Source organism: Streptomyces sp. NBC_00876 (assembly GCF_045207435.1).
Classification (GTDB): domain Bacteria; phylum Actinomycetota; class Actinomycetes; order Streptomycetales; family Streptomycetaceae; genus Streptomyces.
The window spans coordinates 1,227,618-1,248,171 of record NZ_CP108800.1 but is presented as its reverse complement, the minus strand read 5'-3'; the positions used below and the strand labels follow the sequence as shown (position 1 = coordinate 1,248,171).

12 protein-coding genes and 3 rRNA genes are annotated in these 20,554 nt (G+C 66.3%); 10 read left to right on the top strand and 5 right to left on the bottom strand.

Features of this window, described 5'->3' with window-relative positions:
- Positions 1-38: 38 nt before the first annotated feature.
- On the bottom strand, positions 39-386 hold the full coding sequence (locus OG782_RS05420; RefSeq protein ID WP_406448249.1) for an Mpo1-like protein: 348 nt from the start codon (positions 384-386) through the stop codon (positions 39-41).
- A gap of 146 nt (positions 387-532) precedes the next feature.
- A complete protein-coding gene (locus OG782_RS05415) occupies positions 533-1,339 on the bottom strand; it encodes a M15 family metallopeptidase (RefSeq protein ID WP_406448248.1) in 807 nt (268 codons plus the stop codon).
- A gap of 89 nt (positions 1,340-1,428) precedes the next feature.
- On the opposite strand from OG782_RS05415, the gene OG782_RS05410 reads away from it, so the two are divergent.
- A complete protein-coding gene (locus OG782_RS05410) occupies positions 1,429-1,971 on the top strand; it encodes an NUDIX domain-containing protein (RefSeq protein ID WP_406448247.1) in 543 nt (180 codons plus the stop codon).
- Between the two features lie 144 nt (positions 1,972-2,115).
- On the opposite strand, the gene OG782_RS05405 is transcribed toward OG782_RS05410, so the two are convergent.
- Complete coding sequence (locus OG782_RS05405) at positions 2,116-4,467, bottom strand: glycoside hydrolase family 31 protein (RefSeq protein WP_406448246.1); 2,352 nt, start codon at positions 4,465-4,467, stop codon at positions 2,116-2,118.
- A gap of 250 nt (positions 4,468-4,717) precedes the next feature.
- On the opposite strand from OG782_RS05405, the gene OG782_RS05400 reads away from it, so the two are divergent.
- Both OG782_RS05400 and OG782_RS05395 read left to right on the top strand, forming a co-directional pair.
- Positions 4,718-6,694, top strand: coding sequence for an acetoacetate--CoA ligase (locus OG782_RS05400; RefSeq protein ID WP_406448245.1), 1,977 nt, complete (start codon positions 4,718-4,720; stop codon positions 6,692-6,694).
- Between the two features lie 67 nt (positions 6,695-6,761).
- The gene (locus OG782_RS05395) at positions 6,762-7,679 is read left to right on the top strand and encodes a hypothetical protein (protein WP_406448244.1); all 918 of its coding nucleotides are present in this window, start codon (positions 6,762-6,764) and stop codon (positions 7,677-7,679) included.
- 69 nt (positions 7,680-7,748) lie between these two features.
- On the opposite strand, the gene ptsP is transcribed toward OG782_RS05395, so the two are convergent.
- Both ptsP and OG782_RS05385 read right to left on the bottom strand, forming a co-directional pair.
- Positions 7,749-9,419: a phosphoenolpyruvate--protein phosphotransferase gene (ptsP, locus tag OG782_RS05390; protein ID WP_406448243.1), complete on the bottom strand. Its 1,671-nt coding sequence runs from the start codon at positions 9,417-9,419 to the stop codon at positions 7,749-7,751.
- 76 nt (positions 9,420-9,495) lie between these two features.
- Positions 9,496-9,945 carry a PTS glucose transporter subunit IIA gene (locus OG782_RS05385; protein WP_406448242.1) on the bottom strand — a complete coding sequence of 150 codons (450 nt, stop codon included), beginning with the start codon at positions 9,943-9,945 and terminating at the stop codon, positions 9,496-9,498.
- Positions 9,946-10,642: 697 nt separating this feature from the next.
- Here OG782_RS05385 and OG782_RS05380 point away from each other — a divergent pair.
- From OG782_RS05380 to OG782_RS05350, 7 genes are all read left to right on the top strand, one after another.
- Positions 10,643-12,168 (top strand): 16S ribosomal RNA (locus OG782_RS05380).
- A 298-nt stretch (positions 12,169-12,466) separates the two neighbouring features.
- A 23S ribosomal RNA gene (locus tag OG782_RS05375) occupies positions 12,467-15,591 on the top strand.
- Positions 15,592-15,670: 79 nt separating this feature from the next.
- Positions 15,671-15,787: ribosomal RNA gene (gene rrf, locus OG782_RS05370) — 5S ribosomal RNA — on the top strand.
- The 16S, 23S and 5S rRNA genes sit together here, the layout of an rRNA operon.
- 147 nt (positions 15,788-15,934) lie before the next feature.
- Complete coding sequence (locus OG782_RS05365; RefSeq protein WP_266776362.1) at positions 15,935-16,543, top strand: CDP-alcohol phosphatidyltransferase family protein; 609 nt, start codon at positions 15,935-15,937, stop codon at positions 16,541-16,543.
- A gap of 112 nt (positions 16,544-16,655) precedes the next feature.
- Complete coding sequence (locus OG782_RS05360) at positions 16,656-19,151, top strand: sugar phosphate nucleotidyltransferase (protein WP_406448241.1); 2,496 nt, start codon at positions 16,656-16,658, stop codon at positions 19,149-19,151.
- Positions 19,152-19,297: 146 nt separating this feature from the next.
- Positions 19,298-20,221, top strand: coding sequence for a DUF881 domain-containing protein (locus OG782_RS05355; RefSeq protein ID WP_406448240.1), 924 nt, complete (start codon positions 19,298-19,300; stop codon positions 20,219-20,221).
- The gene (locus OG782_RS05350) at positions 20,218-20,550 is read left to right on the top strand and encodes a small basic family protein (RefSeq protein WP_406448239.1); all 333 of its coding nucleotides are present in this window, start codon (positions 20,218-20,220) and stop codon (positions 20,548-20,550) included. Before OG782_RS05355 ends, OG782_RS05350 begins: the two co-directional genes overlap by 4 nt.
- Positions 20,551-20,554: the final 4 nt, after the last annotated feature.

The following is a 20,554-nucleotide window of genomic DNA, read 5'->3' as shown; positions in this document are numbered from 1 at the left end:
GGCACTGGATCTGACGGAACGTCAGAAGTGTGCCACGATCAGCTGTTGTCGGCGAGCCACTTGGCAGCGGTCTCCGCGAGCTCCCGGTCGCGGCCGGACAGCATCATCCCGATCATCTGCGCGTCACCGCGCAGCGACCAGGCGGGATGACCGAAGGTAGCCGGGTTGTTCTTCTCGATCAGGAAATGGGCGGGCCAGGCCGTCCCGTACCCGATCAGCGGCAGTGCCGCCGCATGCCGCTTGCGGCCGCGCGCCAGTCCGTAGGCGGTGATGGCGAGACCGGTCAGGGTGCCGGTCAGATGGACCCAGCGGGTCGCGGCCCGCGAGTGCATCGCGACGTAATAGGGCCAGAATTCTTCGTACGAATCGAACGTCTGCTGTGACATACGGGCACCGTAATGGCTCGGCGGTCAACCGGATACGGCCGGCCGGCAACCGGATACGGCCGCCCGGCGTCCGACAAGTAGAGCGGGCGGCCGGAGCCCACGGGGGTGGTCCCGGCCGCCCGCTCCCTTGCCCCGTACGTGCCGCCTCAGTGGCCGGCGACGGACCTGCGGGCCACCGGGAAGTCGAAGTAGGTGTCCGGGAACAGTTCCGGCTTGAACGTGTAGTGCCACCACTCCTCGGCCAGGTTCACGAATCCGGCATCGGTGAGCGTCGTCCTGAGGAACTGACGGTTGGCGCGCTGCACCCCCTGGATGCGCGGGTCGTCCGTGTGCGAGAGCGTGTCGAAGCAGTCGAAACCGGTTCCCATGTCGACCGAGTTGTCCGGGAAGCGCTCGGCCTGCGGGGCGTAGCACGGCACCAGTTCCTCGCCGGGCCGGTACGGCCTGGTCGCCGCGGCCGGCAGCCGCACCAGTGTCAGGTCGACCGTGCTGCCCCGGCTGTGCCCGGACTTCTCGGCGATGTAACCGTCCGCGAACAGCCGGGTCTTGTCGACCTGCGGATAGAACTCGCCCTTCATGGAGGCGTCGTCGAGATCCTTCGCCCACCGCACGAAGTGGTCGACGGCCCGCTGGGGCCGGTAGCAGTCGTACACCTTCAGCGAGTAGCCCTGGGGGAGCAGCCGGAGCTGAGCCCGGTGCAGGGCCTCGGCGGCCGGCCGGGTCAGGATGCAGAGCGACTGGCGGTACCCGTCCACCGGGACGCCCATGAAGTCGTGCCCGGTGGGGTAGCGCATCTCCTGGATGATCGTGGGATCCACCGAGCGCAGCGCGACGAACTCCCCGGGGGCTTTCGGCTCGGGTTTCGCCTGCGCCACCGGAGCGGCGGCGGTGACGGCGAGCAGAGTGGCGGCAGCGGCTGCCAGGACGCGGGAGGCGGAGAGGAGACCTGTCATGAGCACATCGTCCATCAGTCCGGCGCCGCCCGGCAGGCGATCGGATACAGTCCGCGCGTGTCCGAGACCACGAGGAAGACAGTCCGCGCGTGTCCGAGACCACCAGGAAACCGGAGAAGCCCGTGAAGGACTCCCACTGCGGCAGCTGCGGAACCCCGTACACCGCACTCGCGTCCCCGGACGCCTGGCCCCGCACCTGCGCCGCCTGCGGCTCCACGGCCTACCGCAACCCGCTGCCGGTCGCCGTCGCCCTGCTGCCCGTCACCGACCGGGACGGCACCGGACTCGTCGTCATCACCCGCACCATCGAGCCCTGCCTCGGCGGCACCGCCCTTCCCGGCGGCTTCATCGACCACGACGAGGACTGGCAACGCGCGGTCGTCCGCGAACTCCACGAGGAGACCGGCATCGAGGCCCACCGGGACGACGTCCGCCTCGCCGACGCCCTCAGCGACCCGGACGGACACCTGCTCCTGTTCGGACTGCTCCCCGAACGGCCGGCCGCCGCGCTCCCGCCGTCCGTGCCGACCGACGAGACGTCCGGATACGCGGTGCTGCGCACTCCGGACGAACTCGCTTTCCCGCTCCACACCGAGGCCGTCCGCTCCTGGTTCGCCGGCCGCTACCGCTGAACCGGATCCCGGCCGCCGACCCGCAGCGGAACGGGACCCGGCCCACCCCGCCGCGCTCGGATCCCCGCATCCGCGAGCCTGCACGGCCGCGCTCGGATCCCCCGTACCCGCCGAGGCGCGACCCGCGGACCCGCCAGGCCGCGCTCAGATCCCCCGCACCCGGACCGGACAGTCCACCAGCCCCTCCGCACCGTCCCGCTCCACCACGACCCGCCCGTCCACCAGCCGCGTCGTGTACCGCTCGACCACCGCCGGCTCCCAGCCGTCACCCGCGTCACGGACCACCGATCCGCCGCCGCCACGCCCCTCCGCCGGAGCCCACACCTCCAGTTCGAGCCCGCCGTCCGCACCCCGCACCGGAATCACCGCCCCGGCCCGCGCCAGCACCGGTACCCGCGACAGCGGCGCACCGACCACCACCTGACCGGGCCCCTCGTACACCGCGCCGCTCACCGTGTCGTACCAGCGCCCCGGCGGCAGGCGTACCGCCCGCTGCGAAACCCCCGGCTCCAGCACCGGGGCCACCAGCAGCGCATCCCCCAGCAGGAACGCGTCCTCGCACGCCCGCAGCTCCCGGTCACCCGGCGCCGCCCACCACAACGGACGCACATACGGCGCACCCGTCAGCCGGGCCAGCTGCGCCAGCGTCACCCAGTACGGACGCAGCCGCTCCCGTTCCACCAGCACCTCCCGCGCGCCGTCGAGCACCCGCGCCCCGAACTCCCACGGCTCCCGGCGCCCCGCGTCGATCGCCGCATGCGTACGGAACAGCGGCAGATACGCCCCCAGCTGGAACCAGCGCAGATACAGCTCGGGCGACGGCGACCCGTCGAACCCGCCCACGTCCGGCCCCGAGTACGGCACCCCGCACAGCCCGAGACCCAGCACCAGCGACAGCGAGGCCCGCAGCCCCGGCCAGCCGGTCGCCACATCACCGGACCAGGTGCCCCCGTACCTCTGCATCCCCGCCCAGCCGGACCGCGAGAACAGGAACGGCCGCTCGTCCGGCCGCAGGCGGCGCAGCCCCTCATATCCTGCGCGAGCCATGGCGAGCCCGTACACGTTGTGGGCCTCCCGGTGATCGCCGCCGCGCCCCTCCAGCGCGTGGCGGGCCGAACGGGGGAGTGTCGGCTCGCCGAACGCCGCGAACGACACCGGCTCATTCATGTCGTGCCAGACACCCGAGAACCCCTGCGCCAGCCGTTCCGCGTACAGCCCGCCCCACCACTCACGCACCTGCGGATCGGTGAAGTCCGGATACACGCACTCGCCCGGCCACACCTCCCCGCGCACGGGCCTTCCCCGGCCGTCCCGGACGAACGCGCCCGAAGTCCCCACCGCCGCACCGCTGTCGAAGACCGCGTTCCCCGGCTCCGCCGCCACCGCCGGGTCCACGATCGACACCAGCCGCACCCCGTCCTCCCGCAACTCCTTCGCGAGGCCCGGCAGACCGGGGAACCGCTCGCGGTCCACGGTGAACACCCGGTGCGCGTCGTAGTGGTCGATGTCCAGGTGCAGGACCGACAACGGCAGCCCCCGCTCCCGGTACCCCGCCGCGATCCGCCGCACCTCCCGCTCACTCCCGAACCCCCACCGGGCATGCTGCGGACCCAGCGCCCAGGACGGCGGCAGCGCCGGCGCCCCCGTCAGCGCCGACCACCCCTGCAGCACCCGGGCCGGAGTACCCGCCACCACCCAGCAGCGCAGCGGCCCGCCGTCCATCCGCACCTCGCACGTCCCCGGACGGTCGTGCCCGGAGCCCTCCCCCTCCTCGCCCTCGCGCAACGTCACCCGCCCCGCCCAGGTGTTGTCGTGGAACACCAGGTGCGTCCCCGCGTCCGAGACCACCAACTGCACCGGCATCGTCAGATAGAGGGGATCGTCGTCCGGACCGAACCGCCCACCCGGATCGGTGTTCCACAGCCCGTACACACCGTCCCTCAACCGCGGACCCGACGCCCGCCCGCCCAGCCCGAAGAACCGCGCGTCCGCCGGGACCTCGGACCGCTGCACCCACCGGGCCGGCCCGCCCTTCTCCGGCTCCCACCACCGGGGCGGCAGCTCCCGCCGCAGCACCACCCCGCCCGGGGTCCGCAGTTCCACCGCACCGTGCCGCGACACCACGACCGTCAGCCGCTCCGACACCACCTGCCAGCCGCCGTCCTTGTCGGGCTCCAGAGCGGCCCGCGGATCGGCGTCGGGCGCGGCACCCGGCAGCGCGTACGACGGCAGCGGCTCCGCCCCGTCCCATCCCCAGAACACCGCACCGCCCACCGAGACCCGGATGCGCAGCTCCGAACGGGCGAACCTCACCACACCGCCCCCCGGACCCGGCTCCGCACCCACCAGGGCGCCCGGCACGCGTGCCCGCTCGGCACCCCGCGACGGCAGGGCCCGCGCATCCGCGCGCGAGCGCCGCCACGCCGAGCGCACCGTACGCATGCCCTGCTTCGAACCGACCAACTTCACCGAGCGCACCAGGCCACGACCGTCCATGCAGCTCACCCTGCCACCCGGTGATCCGGGAACGGGTTCTGTTCAACTTCCGTTCACCCGGAGCCGGGCGCCGCAGGACGCGGCGCGGGCGTGGCCGCACCACATACCGGGACACGCGGCCATGGGCGGGGAACCCTGGTGCGAAAGACGATCACATGGCATCGTCCGTGAGGCCGCCTCACGCGCACACCCCAGCCCGTGCGCGCGACCTCGCAGACCCCGCGTACCCGTACAGCCAGGGAGCCGAACCATGACCTCAGCAGCCGACGAAGCGCCCCTCTGGCAGCCCGGCCCGGACCGCATCGCGACCGCGGCCGTCACCCGCTTCCAGAGCTGGGCGGCCGAGCGCCACGGAGCACCGGCCGAGGGCGGCTACGCGAGCCTGCACCGCTGGTCCGTCGACGAGCTCGACACCTTCTGGCAGGCCGTCGCCGAATGGTTCGACGTACGGTTCTCCACCCCCTACGAGACCGTCATCGGCGACCGCACGATGCCGGGCGCCCAGTGGTTCCCCGGCGCCACCCTCAACTACGCCGAACACGCGCTGCGCACCGCGGAGGACCCTCTGCGCGCCGACGCCCCCGCACTGCTCCACGTCGACGAGACCCACACCCAGGTCCCCACCTCCTGGTCGGAGCTGCGCCGCCAGGTCGGCTCGCTCGCCGCCGGACTGCGCGCCCTCGGCGTCACCCCGGGCGACCGCGTCAGCGGCTACCTCCCCAACATCCCGCAGGCGGTCGTCGCCTTCCTCGCCACCGCCGCCGTGGGCGGTGTCTGGACCTCCTGCGCCCCCGACTTCGGCGCCCGCAGCGTCCTCGACCGCTTCCAGCAGGTCGAACCCGTCGTCCTGTTCACCGTCGACGGCTACCGCTACGGCGGCAAGGAACACCACCGCGCGGACACCGTCGCCGAGCTGCGCCGCGAACTTCCCACCCTGCGCGCCGTCGTGCACATCCCGCTGCTGGGCACCGACGCACCCGAAGGCGCCCTCGACTGGTCCGCCCTCACCGCCGCGGACACCGAACCCGTCTTCGAGCAGGTCCCCTTCGACCACCCGCTCTGGGTCCTCTACTCCTCCGGCACCACCGGCCTGCCCAAGGCCATCGTCCAGTCCCAGGGCGGGATCCTGCTCGAACACTTCAAGCAGATCGGCCTCCACTGCGACCTCGGCCCCGAGGACCGCTTCTTCTGGTACACCTCCACCGGCTGGATGATGTGGAACTTCCTCGTCTCCGGCCTCCTCACCGGCACCACACTCGTGCTGTACGACGGAAGCCCCGGCTACCCCGACGTCAGCGCCCAGTGGCGCGTCGCAGAACAGACGGGCGCCACCCTGTTCGGCACCTCCGCGGCGTACGTCATGGCCTGCCGCAAAGCAGACATCCACCCGGGACGCGACTTCGACCTCTCCCGTATCCAGTGCGTCGCCACCACCGGATCGCCGCTGCCGCCCGACGGGTTCCGCTGGCTCCACGACGAAGTCGCCGACGACCTGTGGATCGCCTCCGTCAGCGGCGGCACCGACGTCTGCAGCTGCTTCGCCGGAGCGGTCCCCACCCTCCCGGTCCACATCGGCGAACTCCAGGCCGCGTGCCTCGGCACGGACCTCCAGTCCTGGGACCCCGCGGGCCGGCCGCTCACCGGGGAGGTCGGCGAACTCGTCGTCACCCAGCCCATGCCGTCCATGCCGGTCCGCTTCTGGAACGACCCCGACGGCAGCCGCTACCACGACAGCTACTTCGAGATGTATCCCGGCGTCTGGCGGCACGGGGACTGGATCACGATCACCGACCGCGGCTCCGTCGTCATTCACGGCCGCTCCGACTCCACCCTCAACCGGCAGGGAGTCCGCATGGGTTCCGCGGACATCTACGAAGCGGTCGAGCGCCTCCCCGAAATCCGCGAATCACTCGTCATCGGCCTCGAGGAACCCGACGGCGGCTACTGGATGCCGCTGTTCGTCCACCTCGCCGAGGGCGCCGCGCTCGACGACGAGCTCCGCGATGCCATCAAGCGCACCATCCGCGAGAACCTCTCGCCGCGCCACGTCCCGGACGAGGTCATCGAGGTCCCCGGCATCCCGCACACCCTCACCGGCAAGCGCATCGAGGTTCCGGTCAAGCGCCTGCTCCAGGGAACGGCCCTGGCCAAGGCGGTCAACCCCGGCTCGATCGACAACCTGGAACTCCTCCACTTCTACGAGGAGCTGGCCCGCAAACGCCGCTGACCCAGGCCACTGTCAGTGCCGCTGACTACTCTGAGTGAGCAATGATCGACAGCGCACTGGGGGAGTCATGGCGCAGACCAGGAACAAGCGGACCACCGTCCACGGCCGGACCGGCACCACCATGCGACGCACGCTGCGCCGCGAAGCACCCAGCACCATCGGCCTGCTGACCGATGAACAGGACTTCGCGGCCATGCGCCGCTACCGCACCTTCACCTTCGACGACTACTCCGTCTACCTGGAGCAGGTGGAAGGCCTGCTCAAAGCCCTCGCCGCACAGGGCATGCACACGACCGTCGCACTCTTCGACCCGGAGGAGTACACGGAGTTCTGCGCCGAATCGCGCATCACACCCGACACCCCGGCCGGCCGTAGCCGGTTCACCGCGGAGGTCGCGGCCCGCGGAGCCACCGTCGCCTACACCGGACAACCCATCGACACGCTGATCCCGCTCCTGGTCGCCCGGTCGGTCCGGCAGGCGACATGGGAGTACGCCACGATGCTGCTGGCCGGGCTCGGGGAATGCGCGGACTGCGGACAGGACGTCGGCCGCGCCGCCTTCGACCGCGCCTCCCACCTCCTGCTGCGCACCCTGGAGGCAGCCGGTCCCGGCACCCACCACCTGGTCTGCAGTACCCCCACTGAGAACGAGCAGCTGCTCGCCGCCCTGCACACCGAGCGCGGCACCACCGGTCCCGCACAGCTCGACTCGGCGGAAGGTGCCGAATTCGTGACCGTGCTGGCTCTCGGCATCGCCCTCGACAGCCACGGGGGAGTCGTGCTGCGGACGAGCGCCCCGGGCGTCCCTGACCGGGTGCACGGCTGGCGGCTCACCGGCGGTGGCCTTGCCCCGCTCACCGCGGGCGAGGTCTTCAGCGCCTACTGCACCGACGCGGACACCGGTGAACCCGTCTCTCCGGAGTCCGGCGTGGAGTACTGCGCAGGATTCGACATCGGTGCCGACGAGCCGGAACAGCACCACTGACATGCCGAAGGGGCTTCCCGCCGCCATCGGCGGGAAGCCCCTTCGCTCAATCGTCCGGCCGCTGCGTTCCTACTCGCCCGAAAGCACAGCCTGCGCGGCAACCCGTGCTTCCTCGGCGGAGTCGGCGGCACGTGCTGCCGACGCGGCGCGCTCGCACTGGGCGAGCGTGTACTTCGCCAGAGTGGAGCGCACATAAGGAATGGACGCGGCACCCATCGACAGCGAGGTCACTCCCAGACCGGTCAGCACACAGGCCAGCAGCGGATCGGAGGCCGCCTCACCGCAGACACCACAGCTCTTGCCCTCGGCCTTGGCCGCATCGGCCGACATCGCGACCAGATCCAGCAGAGCCGGCTGCCACGGGTCCTGCAGCCGGGACACCGCACCCACCTGACGGTCTGCGGCGAAGGCGTACTGAGCCAGGTCGTTGGTGCCCAGCGACAGGAACTCCACTTCCTGCAGCACCGAGCGCGCCCGCAGCGCGGCAGAGGGAATCTCGACCATCGCACCGAACTTCGCCTGCAGCCCGGCCGCCCGGCAGGCGTCGGCGAAGGCCTTGGCATCCGCACGGTCCGCCACCATGGGCGCCATGACCTCGAGATAGACGGGCAGCCCCTCGGCCGCCTTCGCCAGAGCGGTCAGCTGGGTCCGCAGCACATCGGGGTGATCCAGGAGGCTGCGCAGCCCGCGCACGCCCAGTGCCGGGTTCGGCTCGTCGGCCGGCGTCAGGAAGTCCAGCGGCTTGTCCGCGCCCGCGTCCAGCACCCGAACCACGACCCGGCCTTCGGGGAAGGCCTCGAGCACCGCGCGGTAGGCGGCGATCTGCTTCTCCTCGGACGGCGCGTGCTTGCTGTCGTCCAGGAAGAGGAACTCGGTACGGAACAGGCCCACGCCCTCCGCACCCGCTTCGACGGCCGCCGGCACATCACCGGGTCCGCCGATATTGGCGAGCAGCGGCACCTTGTGGCCGTCGGACGTCGCACCGGGACCCGTCGACGCGGACAGCGCGGCCTTGCGCGCGGCGGCGGCGCCCTCCAGCTCGGCCCGCTTCTCGGGGCTGGGCTCGACGAAGATCTCGCCGGTGCTGCCGTCCACGGCGATCACCGTGCCCTCGGCCAGCTCGCCGGCACCGGGGAGCGCCACCACGGCCGGCACTCCGAGTGCCCGCGCCAGGATGGCGCTGTGGCTCGTCGGTCCGCCCTCCTCGGTGACGAAGCCGAGCACCAGCGTCGGGTCGAGCAGCGCCGTGTCGGCCGGAGCCAGGTCCCGCGCGATCAGCACGTACGGCTCGTCGCTGTCCGGCACACCCGGCATCGGCACACCGAGCAGCCGGGCCACGATCCGGTTGCGCACGTCGTCGAGGTCGGCCACGCGGCCCGCCAGGTACTCACCGGCCCCTGCCAGCAGCGCCCGGTAGGACGCGAACGCGTCGTACACACCGCGCTCGGCGGTGCTGCCGACGGCGATACGGCGGTCCACGTCGGCCATGAGCTCGGGGTCCTGGGCCATCATGGCCTGGGCCTCCAGCACATGCTGGGCCTCGCCACCGGCCAGGTTGCCGCGCGCGATGAGGTCGGCCGCCACAGCCTCCACGGCCTGCCGGGCCCGTCCCTGCTCGCGCTCGGCCTCCTCGGCCGGAATCTGCTTGGCCGGCGGTTCGAGCACTGCTGTGCCCATGTGCCGTACCTCGCCGATCGCCACACCGTGGCTCACGCCTACGCCTCGCAGCGTTGTCTCCATTTCACCCGTCTCCGGTCGTGCGGCGGCAGACGCCGCCGCGGTGGGTATCTGTTCGGCTGTCATTGCGCCGAACGCGTTACTGCCAGCCGAACAGCGCGTCGCCGACCTTCACGTCGCCGCTCTCGACGACATCGGAAAGGGAGTCGGCCGTGGCTTCCAGCGCGACGACGGGGCACACCGGCGACTTGCCTGCCGCCTCGACGGCAGAGGGGTCCCAGCGGACGATGCCCTGACCACGGGTGACGGTGTCACCCTTGTTCACGAGCAGCTCGAAACCCTCACCGTTCATCTGGACGGTGTCGATGCCGAGGTGCGTCAGTACCCCGTGGCCCTCGCTGTCCACGACCACGAAGGCGTGCGGGTGCAGGGAGACGACGATTCCGTCGACCGGCGACACGGCCTCCGAAGGCTCACGCACGGGGTCGATGGCGGTCCCGGGGCCCACCATCGCGCCGGAGAAGACCGGGTCGGGTACCGCGGTGAGCCCGATGGCGCGTCCGGCGAGGGGGGACGTCACAGTGGTCATGGGGGGTGCCTCCCAGAGTGGAGCTTCGATGGCGCCGCCGTTGCATACAGGGGACGGCGTACTGCTCAGCAGAGTAAGTCATAAGAAGTCCCGGTTCCGCCCGAGTCCTACCGGTTCGAGGACCTAGGGGTGCACCGGAAACGATTTGCCTCGACTCCGAGCAGCCTGTACTGTCGTACTCCTGCCTGGCCCCAACGCGACTTTGAGTCGGGGGTCGGCGGCGACTATTAAGCCCAGACCCTAACCCGAAATCGGGCACCCGCATGTCTGCGGGGGCCGGTCACGGGGAGAGAAAAGGCCTGATAGAGTCGGTCTCACCGGAAAGGAAAACGCGAAAGCGAATTCCTCAAAGGTGAGAAATGCAAAACCCGCTTCGACCGGGAATCGGACACGAAAGAGTCTGATAGAGTCGGAAACGCAAGACCGAAGGGAAGCGCCCGGAGGAAAGCCCCAGAAAATGTTCTGAGGGTGAGTACAAAGGAAGCGTCCGTTCCTTGAGAACTCAACAGCGTGCCAAAAGTCAACGCCAGATACGTTGATACCCCGACCTGCTTCGGCAGGTTCGAGGTTCCTTTGAAGGTCCTACGAGGCCACTGGCCTGGTAGGCAATGCACACAGCGAGGATTCAGTGGACGACCGGTCATATTCCGACATGGTCGTTCCGCTCTCGTGGTGTCTACCCGATTACGGGAAAACATTCACGGAGAGTTTGATCCTGGCTCAGGACGAACGCTGGCGGCGTGCTTAACACATGCAAGTCGAACGATGAAGCCCTTCGGGGTGGATTAGTGGCGAACGGGTGAGTAACACGTGGGCAATCTGCCCTTCACTCTGGGACAAGCCCTGGAAACGGGGTCTAATACCGGATAACACTTTCCCTCTCATGGGGGATGGTTAAAAGCTCCGGCGGTGAAGGATGAGCCCGCGGCCTATCAGCTAGTTGGTGGGGTAATGGCCTACCAAGGCGACGACGGGTAGCCGGCCTGAGAGGGCGACCGGCCACACTGGGACTGAGACACGGCCCAGACTCCTACGGGAGGCAGCAGTGGGGAATATTGCACAATGGGCGAAAGCCTGATGCAGCGACGCCGCGTGAGGGATGACGGCCTTCGGGTTGTAAACCTCTTTCAGCAGGGAAGAAGCGAAAGTGACGGTACCTGCAGAAGAAGCGCCGGCTAACTACGTGCCAGCAGCCGCGGTAATACGTAGGGCGCAAGCGTTGTCCGGAATTATTGGGCGTAAAGAGCTCGTAGGCGGCTTGTTGCGTCGGTTGTGAAAGCCCGGGGCTTAACCCCGGGTCTGCAGTCGATACGGGCAGGCTAGAGTGTGGTAGGGGAGATCGGAATTCCTGGTGTAGCGGTGAAATGCGCAGATATCAGGAGGAACACCGGTGGCGAAGGCGGATCTCTGGGCCATTACTGACGCTGAGGAGCGAAAGCGTGGGGAGCGAACAGGATTAGATACCCTGGTAGTCCACGCCGTAAACGTTGGGAACTAGGTGTTGGCGACATTCCACGTCGTCGGTGCCGCAGCTAACGCATTAAGTTCCCCGCCTGGGGAGTACGGCCGCAAGGCTAAAACTCAAAGGAATTGACGGGGGCCCGCACAAGCAGCGGAGCATGTGGCTTAATTCGACGCAACGCGAAGAACCTTACCAAGGCTTGACATATACCGGAAAGCATCAGAGATGGTGCCCCCCTTGTGGTCGGTATACAGGTGGTGCATGGCTGTCGTCAGCTCGTGTCGTGAGATGTTGGGTTAAGTCCCGCAACGAGCGCAACCCTTGTTCTGTGTTGCCAGCATGCCCTTCGGGGTGATGGGGACTCACAGGAGACTGCCGGGGTCAACTCGGAGGAAGGTGGGGACGACGTCAAGTCATCATGCCCCTTATGTCTTGGGCTGCACACGTGCTACAATGGCCGGTACAATGAGCTGCGATGCCGCGAGGCGGAGCGAATCTCAAAAAGCCGGTCTCAGTTCGGATTGGGGTCTGCAACTCGACCCCATGAAGTCGGAGTTGCTAGTAATCGCAGATCAGCATTGCTGCGGTGAATACGTTCCCGGGCCTTGTACACACCGCCCGTCACGTCACGAAAGTCGGTAACACCCGAAGCCGGTGGCCCAACCCCTTGTGGGAGGGAGCTGTCGAAGGTGGGACTGGCGATTGGGACGAAGTCGTAACAAGGTAGCCGTACCGGAAGGTGCGGCTGGATCACCTCCTTTCTAAGGAGCATCTAGATTCCGCAAGGAATCCAGAGCCACTACGCCGGCAAATGTTCGGCGGTGGTTAGCTCATGGGTGGAACGTTGACTATTCGGCACGACAGGTTGTTTTTCACTAGTACTGCTTCGGCGTGGAATGTGGGAAGTGATCGGTCGGGTCGGGCACGCTGTTGGGTATCTGAAGGTACGGCCGTAAAGGTCGTCCTTCGGTTGCCGGCCCCGGTGAAGCACCGCGTAAGTGGTGTGTGACGGGTGGCTGGTCGTTGTTTGAGAACTGCACAGTGGACGCGAGCATCTGTGGCCAAGTTTTTAAGGGCGCACGGTGGATGCCTTGGCACTAGGAACCGATGAAGGACGTGGGAGGCCACGATAGTCCCCGGGGAGCTGTCAACCAAGCTTTGATCCGGGGGTTTCCGAATGGGGAAACCCGGCAGTCGTCATGGGCTGTCACCCGCTGCTGAACACATAGGCAGTGTGGAGGGAACGAGGGGAAGTGAAACATCTCAGTACCCTCAGGAAGAGAAAACAACCGTGATTCCGGGAGTAGTGGCGAGCGAAACTGGATCAGGCCAAACCGTATGCGTGTGATACCCGGCAGGGGTTGCGCATGCGGGGTTGTGGGATCTCTTTTTCATGGTCTGCCGGCCATGAGACGAGTCAGAAACCGTTGATGTAGGCGAAGGACATGCGAAAGGTCCGGCGTAGAGGGTAAGACCCCCGTAGCTGAAACATCAACGGCTCGTTTAAGAGACACCCAAGTAGCACGGGGCCCGAGAAATCCCGTGTGAATCTGGCGGGACCACCCGTTAAGCCTAAATATTCCCTAGTGACCGATAGCGGATAGTACCGTGAGGGAATGGTGAAAAGTACCGCGGGAGCGGAGTGAAATAGTACCTGAAACCGTGTGCCTACAAGCCGTGGGAGCGTCGCGCATCGAGTTTACTCGGTGCGTCGTGACTGCGTGCCTTTTGAAGAATGAGCCTGCGAGTTTGCGGTGTGTTGCGAGGTTAACCCGTGTGGGGAAGCCGTAGCGAAAGCGAGTCCGAATAGGGCGATTTAGTAGCGCGCTCAAGACCCGAAGCGGAGTGATCTAGCCATGGGCAGGTTGAAGCGGAGGTAAGACTTCGTGGAGGACCGAACCCACCAGGGTTGAAAACCTGGGGGATGACCTGTGGTTAGGGGTGAAAGGCCAATCAAACTCCGTGATAGCTGGTTCTCCCCGAAATGCATTTAGGTGCAGCGTCGTGTGTTTCTTGCCGGAGGTAGAGCACTGGATAGGCGATGGGCCCTACCGGGTTACTGACCTTAGCCAAACTCCGAATGCCGGTAAGTGAGAGCACGGCAGTGAGACTGTGGGGGATAAGCTCCATGGTCGAGAGGGAAACAGCCCAGAGCATCGACTAAGGCCCCTAAGCGTACGCTAAGTGGGAAAGGATGTGGAGTCGCAGAGACAACCAGGAGGTTGGCTTAGAAGCAGCCACCCTTGAAAGAGTGCGTAATAGCTCACTGGTCAAGTGATTCCGCGCCGACAATGTAGCGGGGCTCAAGCGTACCGCCGAAGTCGTGTCATTCCAGCATGTACCCCCAACGGGGGCTGGGATGGGTAGGGGAGCGTCGTGTGCCGGGTGAAGCAGCCGCGGAAGCGAGTTGTGGACGGTTCACGAGTGAGAATGCAGGCATGAGTAGCGATACACACGTGAGAAACGTGTGCGCCGATTGACTAAGGGTTCCTGGGTCAAGCTGATCTGCCCAGGGTAAGTCGGGACCTAAGGCGAGGCCGACAGGCGTAGTCGATGGACAACCGGTTGATATTCCGGTACCCGCTTTGAAACGCCCAGTACTGAATCAGGCGATGCTAAGTCCGTGAAGCCGGCCCGATCTCTTCGGAGTTGAGGGTAGTGGTGGAGCCGATGAACCAGACTTGTAGTAGGTAAGCGATGGGGTGACGCAGGAAGGTAGTCCAGCCCGGGCGGTGGTAGTCCCGGGGTAAGGGTGTAGGCCGTGTGGTAGGTAAATCCGTCACACATTAAGGCTGAGACCTGATGCCGAGCCGATTGTGGTGAAGTGGATGATCCTATGCTGTCGAGAAAAGCCTCTAGCGAGTTTCATGGCGGCCCGTACCCTAAACCGACTCAGGTGGTCAGGTAGAGAATACCGAGGCGTTCGGGTGAACTATGGTTAAGGAACTCGGCAAAATGCCCCCGTAACTTCGGGAGAAGGGGGGCCATCACTGGTGATCCGATTTACTCGGTGAGCTGGGGGTGGCCGCAGAGACCAGCGAGAAGCGACTGTTTACTAAAAACACAGGTCCGTGCGAAGCCGTAAGGCGATGTATACGGACTGACGCCTGCCCGGTGCTGGAACGTTAAGGGGACCGGTTAGCTGACTTTCGGGTCGGCGAAGCTGAGAACTTAAGCGCCAGTAAACGGCGGTGGTAACTATAACCATCCTAAGGTAGCGAAATTCCTTGTCGGGTAAGTTCCGACCTGCACGAATGGCGTAACGACTTCTCGACTGTCTCAACCATAGGCCCGGTGAAATTGCACTACGAGTAAAGATGCTCGTTTCGCGCAGCAGGACGGAAAGACCCCGGGACCTTTACTATAGTTTGATATTGGTGTTCGGTTCGGCTTGTGTAGGATAGGTGGGAGACTTTGAAGCGGCCACGCCAGTGGTTGTGGAGTCGTCGTTGAAATACCACTCTGGTCGTGCTGGATGTCTAACCTGGGTCCGTGATCCGGATCAGGGACAGTGTCTGATGGGTAGTTTAACTGGGGCGGTTGCCTCCTAAAGAGTAACGGAGGCGCCCAAAGGTTCCCTCAGCCTGGTTGGCAATCAGGTGTTGAGTGTAAGTGCACAAGGGAGCTTGACTGTGAGACCGACGGGTCGAGCAGGGACGAAAGTCGGGACTAGTGATCCGGCAGTGGCTTGTGGAAGCGCTGTCGCTCAACGGATAAAAGGTACCCCGGGGATAACAGGCTGATCTTCCCCAAGAGTCCATATCGACGGGATGGTTTGGCACCTCGATGTCGGCTCGTCGCATCCTGGGGCTGGAGTCGGTCCCAAGGGTTGGGCTGTTCGCCCATTAAAGCGGTACGCGAGCTGGGTTTAGAACGTCGTGAGACAGTTCGGTCCCTATCCGCTGTGCGCGTAGGAATATTGAGAAGGGCTGTCCCTAGTACGAGAGGACCGGGACGGACGAACCTCTGGTGTGCCAGTTGTCCTGCCAAGGGCATGGCTGGTTGGCTACGTTCGGAAAGGATAACCGCTGAAAGCATCTAAGCGGGAAGCCTGCTTCGAGATGAGTATTCCCACCCTCTTGAGGGGTTAAGGCTCCCAGTAGACGACTGGGTTGATAGGCCAGATGTGGAAGCCCGGTAACGGGTGGAGCTGACTGGTACTAATAGGCCGAGGGCTTGTCCTCAGTTGCTCGCGTCCACTGTGTTAGTTCTGAAATAACGAACGGCCGTGTTTTTATCCGGTGTTGGTTAATTTCATAGTGTTTCGGTGGTCATTGCGTTAGGGAAACGCCCGGTTACATTCCGAACCCGGAAGCTAAGCCTTTCAGCGCCGATGGTACTGCAGGGGGGACCCTGTGGGAGAGTAGGACGCCGCCGAACAATCATTGTGGAAAAGCCCCGTGCCCTTGTGGCACGGGGCTTTTCTGCGTTTACGGAGAGTTTCTGGCACCCCTGTGCGCCCGCCGGCCAACGCTGAGGGTAGGGTCAGGGGGCATCATTGGCACGTTCTTCACAGGAGGCCCCCGGGTGGAGGTCCAGGAGACTCGCGTTCAGACGGACCGGGTACTCACCATCCCCAACATCCTCAGCATGGCTCGCCTCGTTGGCGTACCTGTCTTCCTGTGGCTGATTCTCCGCCCTGAGTTCGGCGGGCCCCAGAGTGATGGCTGGGCATTGCTGGTACTGATGTTCAGCGGCGTCAGCGACTACCTCGACGGTAAGCTCGCGCGTCGCTGGAACCAGATCAGCAGCCTCGGACGGTTGCTCGACCCGGCTGCTGACCGTCTCTACATTCTTTCTACGCTCGTCGGCCTGACCTGGCGGGAGATCCTCCCGCTCTGGCTGACCGCAGCTCTTCTGGCACGCGAGCTGATGCTTCTCGTGATGGTGGGTATCCTGCGCCGTCACGGCTATCCGCCACCCCAGGTGAACTTCCTGGGCAAGGCGGCCACGTTCAACCTGATGTACGCCTTTCCCTTGTTGCTGCTCAGCGACGGAAGTGGTTGGCTGGCATCGCTGGCCACTGTTTTCGGATGGGCGTTCGCAGGATGGGGTACAACGCTCTACTGGTGGGCAGGGATCCTCTACGTGGTTCAGGTCCGCCGGCTCGTCAAGGCGGATGCAGTAGCCGATTGAGCTCGTTGATGCGGTGCCGCGCAATGTGGCCGGCCCGCGGCTGATGACACACATGCTGCCCTGACGGGCGAAGTCGGCTAGACCGTCGTCTCTTCAAGGAGGACGTTCCGACATGAAGGCCGTCGTGATGGCAGGTGGTGAAGGCACTCGCCTTCGCCCCATGACCTCAAGCATGCCCAAGCCGCTCCTGCCCGTAGCCAATCGGCCGATCATGGAGCATGTGCTTCGGCTGCTCAAGCGGCACGGGCTCAACGAGACGGTAGTGACCGTCCAGTTTCTCGCCTCTCTGGTGAAGAACTACTTCGGGGACGGCGAAGAGCTGGGGATGGAGCTCACCTACGCCAACGAGGAGAAACCGCTCGGCACCGCAGGCAGTGTGAAGAATGCCGAGGAGGCATTGAAGGACGACACCTTCCTCGTCATTTCCGGTGACGCGCTCACCGACTTCGACCTCACCGATCTCATCGCCTTCCACAAAGAAAAGGGCGGACTGGTCACGGTCTGCCTCACCCGCGTTCCCAATCCCCTGGAATTCGGGATCACGATTGTGGACGAAGCGGGCCAGGTCGAACGGTTCCTGGAGAAGCCCACCTGGGGGCAGGTGTTCTCCGACACCGTGAATACGGGCATCTACGTGATGGAGCCCGAGGTCTTCAACTACGTCGAGGCCGATGTCTCCGTGGACTGGTCCGGCGATGTCTTCCCGCAGCTCATGAAGGAAGGCAAGCCCATCTACGGCTATATCGCCGAGGGCTACTGGGAAGACGTGGGCACGCACGAGAGCTATGTGAAGGCCCAGGCCGACGTGCTCGAGCGCAAGGTCGACGTGGAGATCGACGGGTTCGAGATCTCTCCCGGCGTATGGGTGGCCGAGGGCGCGGAAGTACACCCCGACGCCGTTCTCAGGGGGCCTCTGTACATCGGCGACTACGCCAAGGTCGAGGCCGGTGTGGAGATTCGCGAGCATACGGTGATCGGCTCGAACGTCGTCGTGAAGAGCGGCGCCTTCCTGCACAAGGCCGTGGTGCACGACAACGTGTACATCGGTGATCACAGCAATTTGCGCGGCTGCGTCATCGGCAAGAACACCGACATCATGCGCGCGGCGCGGATCGAGGACGGCGCGGTCATCGGCGACGAATGCCTGGTCGGCGAGGAATCGATCATCCAGGGCAATGTGCGCGTCTATCCCTTCAAGACCATCGAGGCCGGCGCCTTCGTCAATACCTCTGTGATCTGGGAGTCGCGCGGACAGGCTCATCTTTTCGGGGCCCGAGGCGTATCCGGGATCCTGAACGTCGAGATCACTCCTGAACTGGCCGTGAGACTGGCCGGTGCGTACGCCACGACGCTCAAGAAGGGGTCCACTGTCACCACCGCGCGTGACCACTCCCGTGGTGCCCGTGCGCTCAAGCGGGCGGTGATCTCGGCTCTCCAGGCGAGCGCCATCGATGTCCGTGACCTCGAGAACGTACCGCTGCCTGTGGCGCGCCAGCAGACCGCGCGAGGCAGCGCCGGCGGCATCATGATCCGTACATCGCCGGGTGTGCCCGACTCCGTCGACATCATGTTCTTCGATGAGCGGGGAGCGGACCTCTCCCAGGCGCGGCAGCGGAAGCTGGACCGGGTCTATGCCCGGCAGGAGTACCGGCGTGCTTTCCCTGGCGAGATCGGTGACCTGTACTTCCCGTCCAGTGTCTTCGACTCGTACACGGGATCACTCCTGCGGAACGTGGACACCGCGGGGATCGCCGAAGCCGGGCTCAAGGTCGTCGTCGACGCCTCCAACGGCAGCGCGGGGCTTGTGCTGCCGAGCCTGCTGGGGCGGCTCGGGGTGGACGCGCTGACCATCAACCCCGGCCTCGACGAGTCCCGGCCGACCGAGTCGGCCGAGACCCGGCGATCCGGGCTGGTGCGGCTCGGGGAGATCGTCTCCTCGGCGAGGGCGGCCTTCGGTGTCCGCTTCGACCCGGTGGGCGAACGGCTCTCGCTGGTCGACGAGCGGGGCCGGATCGTGGAGGACGACAGAGCCCTGCTGGTCATGCTCGATCTCGTCGCCGCCGAGCGTCGCAGTGGGCGGGTCGCCCTGCCCGTGACCACCACCAGGGTCGCGGAGCAAGTGGCCGCCTACCACGGCACCCAGGTCGAATGGACGACGACGTCGCCCGATGATCTGACCCGGGTGGGGCGCGAGGAAGGCACCATCTTCGGCGGGGACGGGCGGGGCGGGTTCATCGTTCCCGAGTTCAGCAGCGTCTTCGACGGGTCGGCGGCGTTCGTGCGGCTGATCGGGCTCGTGGCCAGGACACAGCTCACGCTCAGCCAGATCGACGCGCGCATTCCGCGTGCCCATGTGCTGCGTCGTGATCTGGCGACTCCGTGGGCGGTGAAGGGGCTGGTGATGCGCCGTGTCGTGGAGGCGGCCGGAGACCGCAACGTCGACACGACGGACGGCGTACGGGTCGTCGAGGCGGACGGACGCTGGGTGATGGTCCTTCCGGACCGGGCGGAAGCGGTCACTCATCTGTGGGCGGAGGGGCCCGACGACGCCTCGGCGCAGGCGCTCCTGGACGAATGGGCGGCGGTCGTCGACAGCGCAGGGAACTGAGAGGTCCCGCGGCCGGGGGCGGAGGCTGTGCCATACCCCCGGCCGTGAGACCGTTCCCGGTACGCCCGGACGCGGTGTCCGACCGCTTCCGGCACATCAGTGGGGCCATTCGGCGGTAGCTGCCGCGACATGCGACGATGTGCGGCATGTCGCAGCAGCCCCCCGACCGGAGTTCCGCCTCGCCGCCCAAGCGCCCCGACGCGTCCATGTCGCTGCTGACCAATGTGATGGACCACAGCCTGGACGACGGCTATGCCGAGGCATCGGCCCGCCGCAAGGCCGACGGGCGTGCCGGGATGCCGAGGACGCTCAAGGCGAAACTGGGCTTCGCGGCCTGTCTGGTGCTGGCTGCCCTTGTCGTCACTCTCGGCGCCGCCCAGGCGCGGGTGTCGGCGCCGGTACTCGCCAAGGAGCGCCAGGAGCTCATCGACCGGATCGACGCGGAGACGGCCGCGGCCGACACCCTCGAGGCGCAGGTGGAGGAAGTCCGCGACGACGTGGGCAGGCGTCAGCGCAAGGCGCTGGAGGAGCACGGCGGGGACCAGGCCGAGCTGGTGGCTCTGCTCTCCGGCGCGACACCTGTGTACGGCCCCGGGGTGAAGCTGGTCGTGGACGATGCGAAGAACACCGACCAGGGCGGTGGCGGACCGCGTGAGACCAGCGGATTCTCCGATACGGGACGGGTCCGGGACCGGGACATGCAGCGGGTTGTCAACGGTCTGTGGCAGTCCGGCGCCGAAGCGATCGCCATCAACGGGCAGCGTCTGACCGCCCTGTCGGCGATCCGTGCCGCGGGCGACGCCATACTGGTCGACAACAAACCGCTCGTGCCGCCGTACACGGTGCTCGCGGTGGGGGACGGGAAGAAGCTCAGCGCCGCCTTCCAGGACAGCGCCGACGGCCAGTACCTGCAGGCGCTGAAGGACACCTTCGACATCAGGACCAGCATCTCCGTCCAGGAGAAGGTGAACCTTCCGGCGGCCCCGAGCCTGATCGTACGGACAGCAGAGCCTTATAAGGCCGCAGACACCGGTAGTGGTGCGGCAGACGCAGGGAAGGGCACATCGTGATCGCCGTACTGGGCCTCGTCGTGGGAGTCGTGGTCGGACTGTTGGTCCGGCCCGAAGTGCCGGTGGTGGTCGAGCCCTACCTCCCGATCGCCGTCGTGGCCGCCCTCGACGCAGTCTTCGGCGGTCTGCGGGCCATGCTCGACGGCATCTTCGTCGACAAGGTCTTCGTGGTCTCGTTCCTCTCGAACGTGGTCGTGGCCGCCCTGATCGTCTTCCTCGGCGACAAACTGGGCGTCGGCGCCCAGCTCTCCACCGGTGTGGTGGTCGTCCTGGGCATCCGGATCTTCTCCAACGCCGCGGCGATCCGCCGGCACGTCTTCCGGGCCTGAGGCC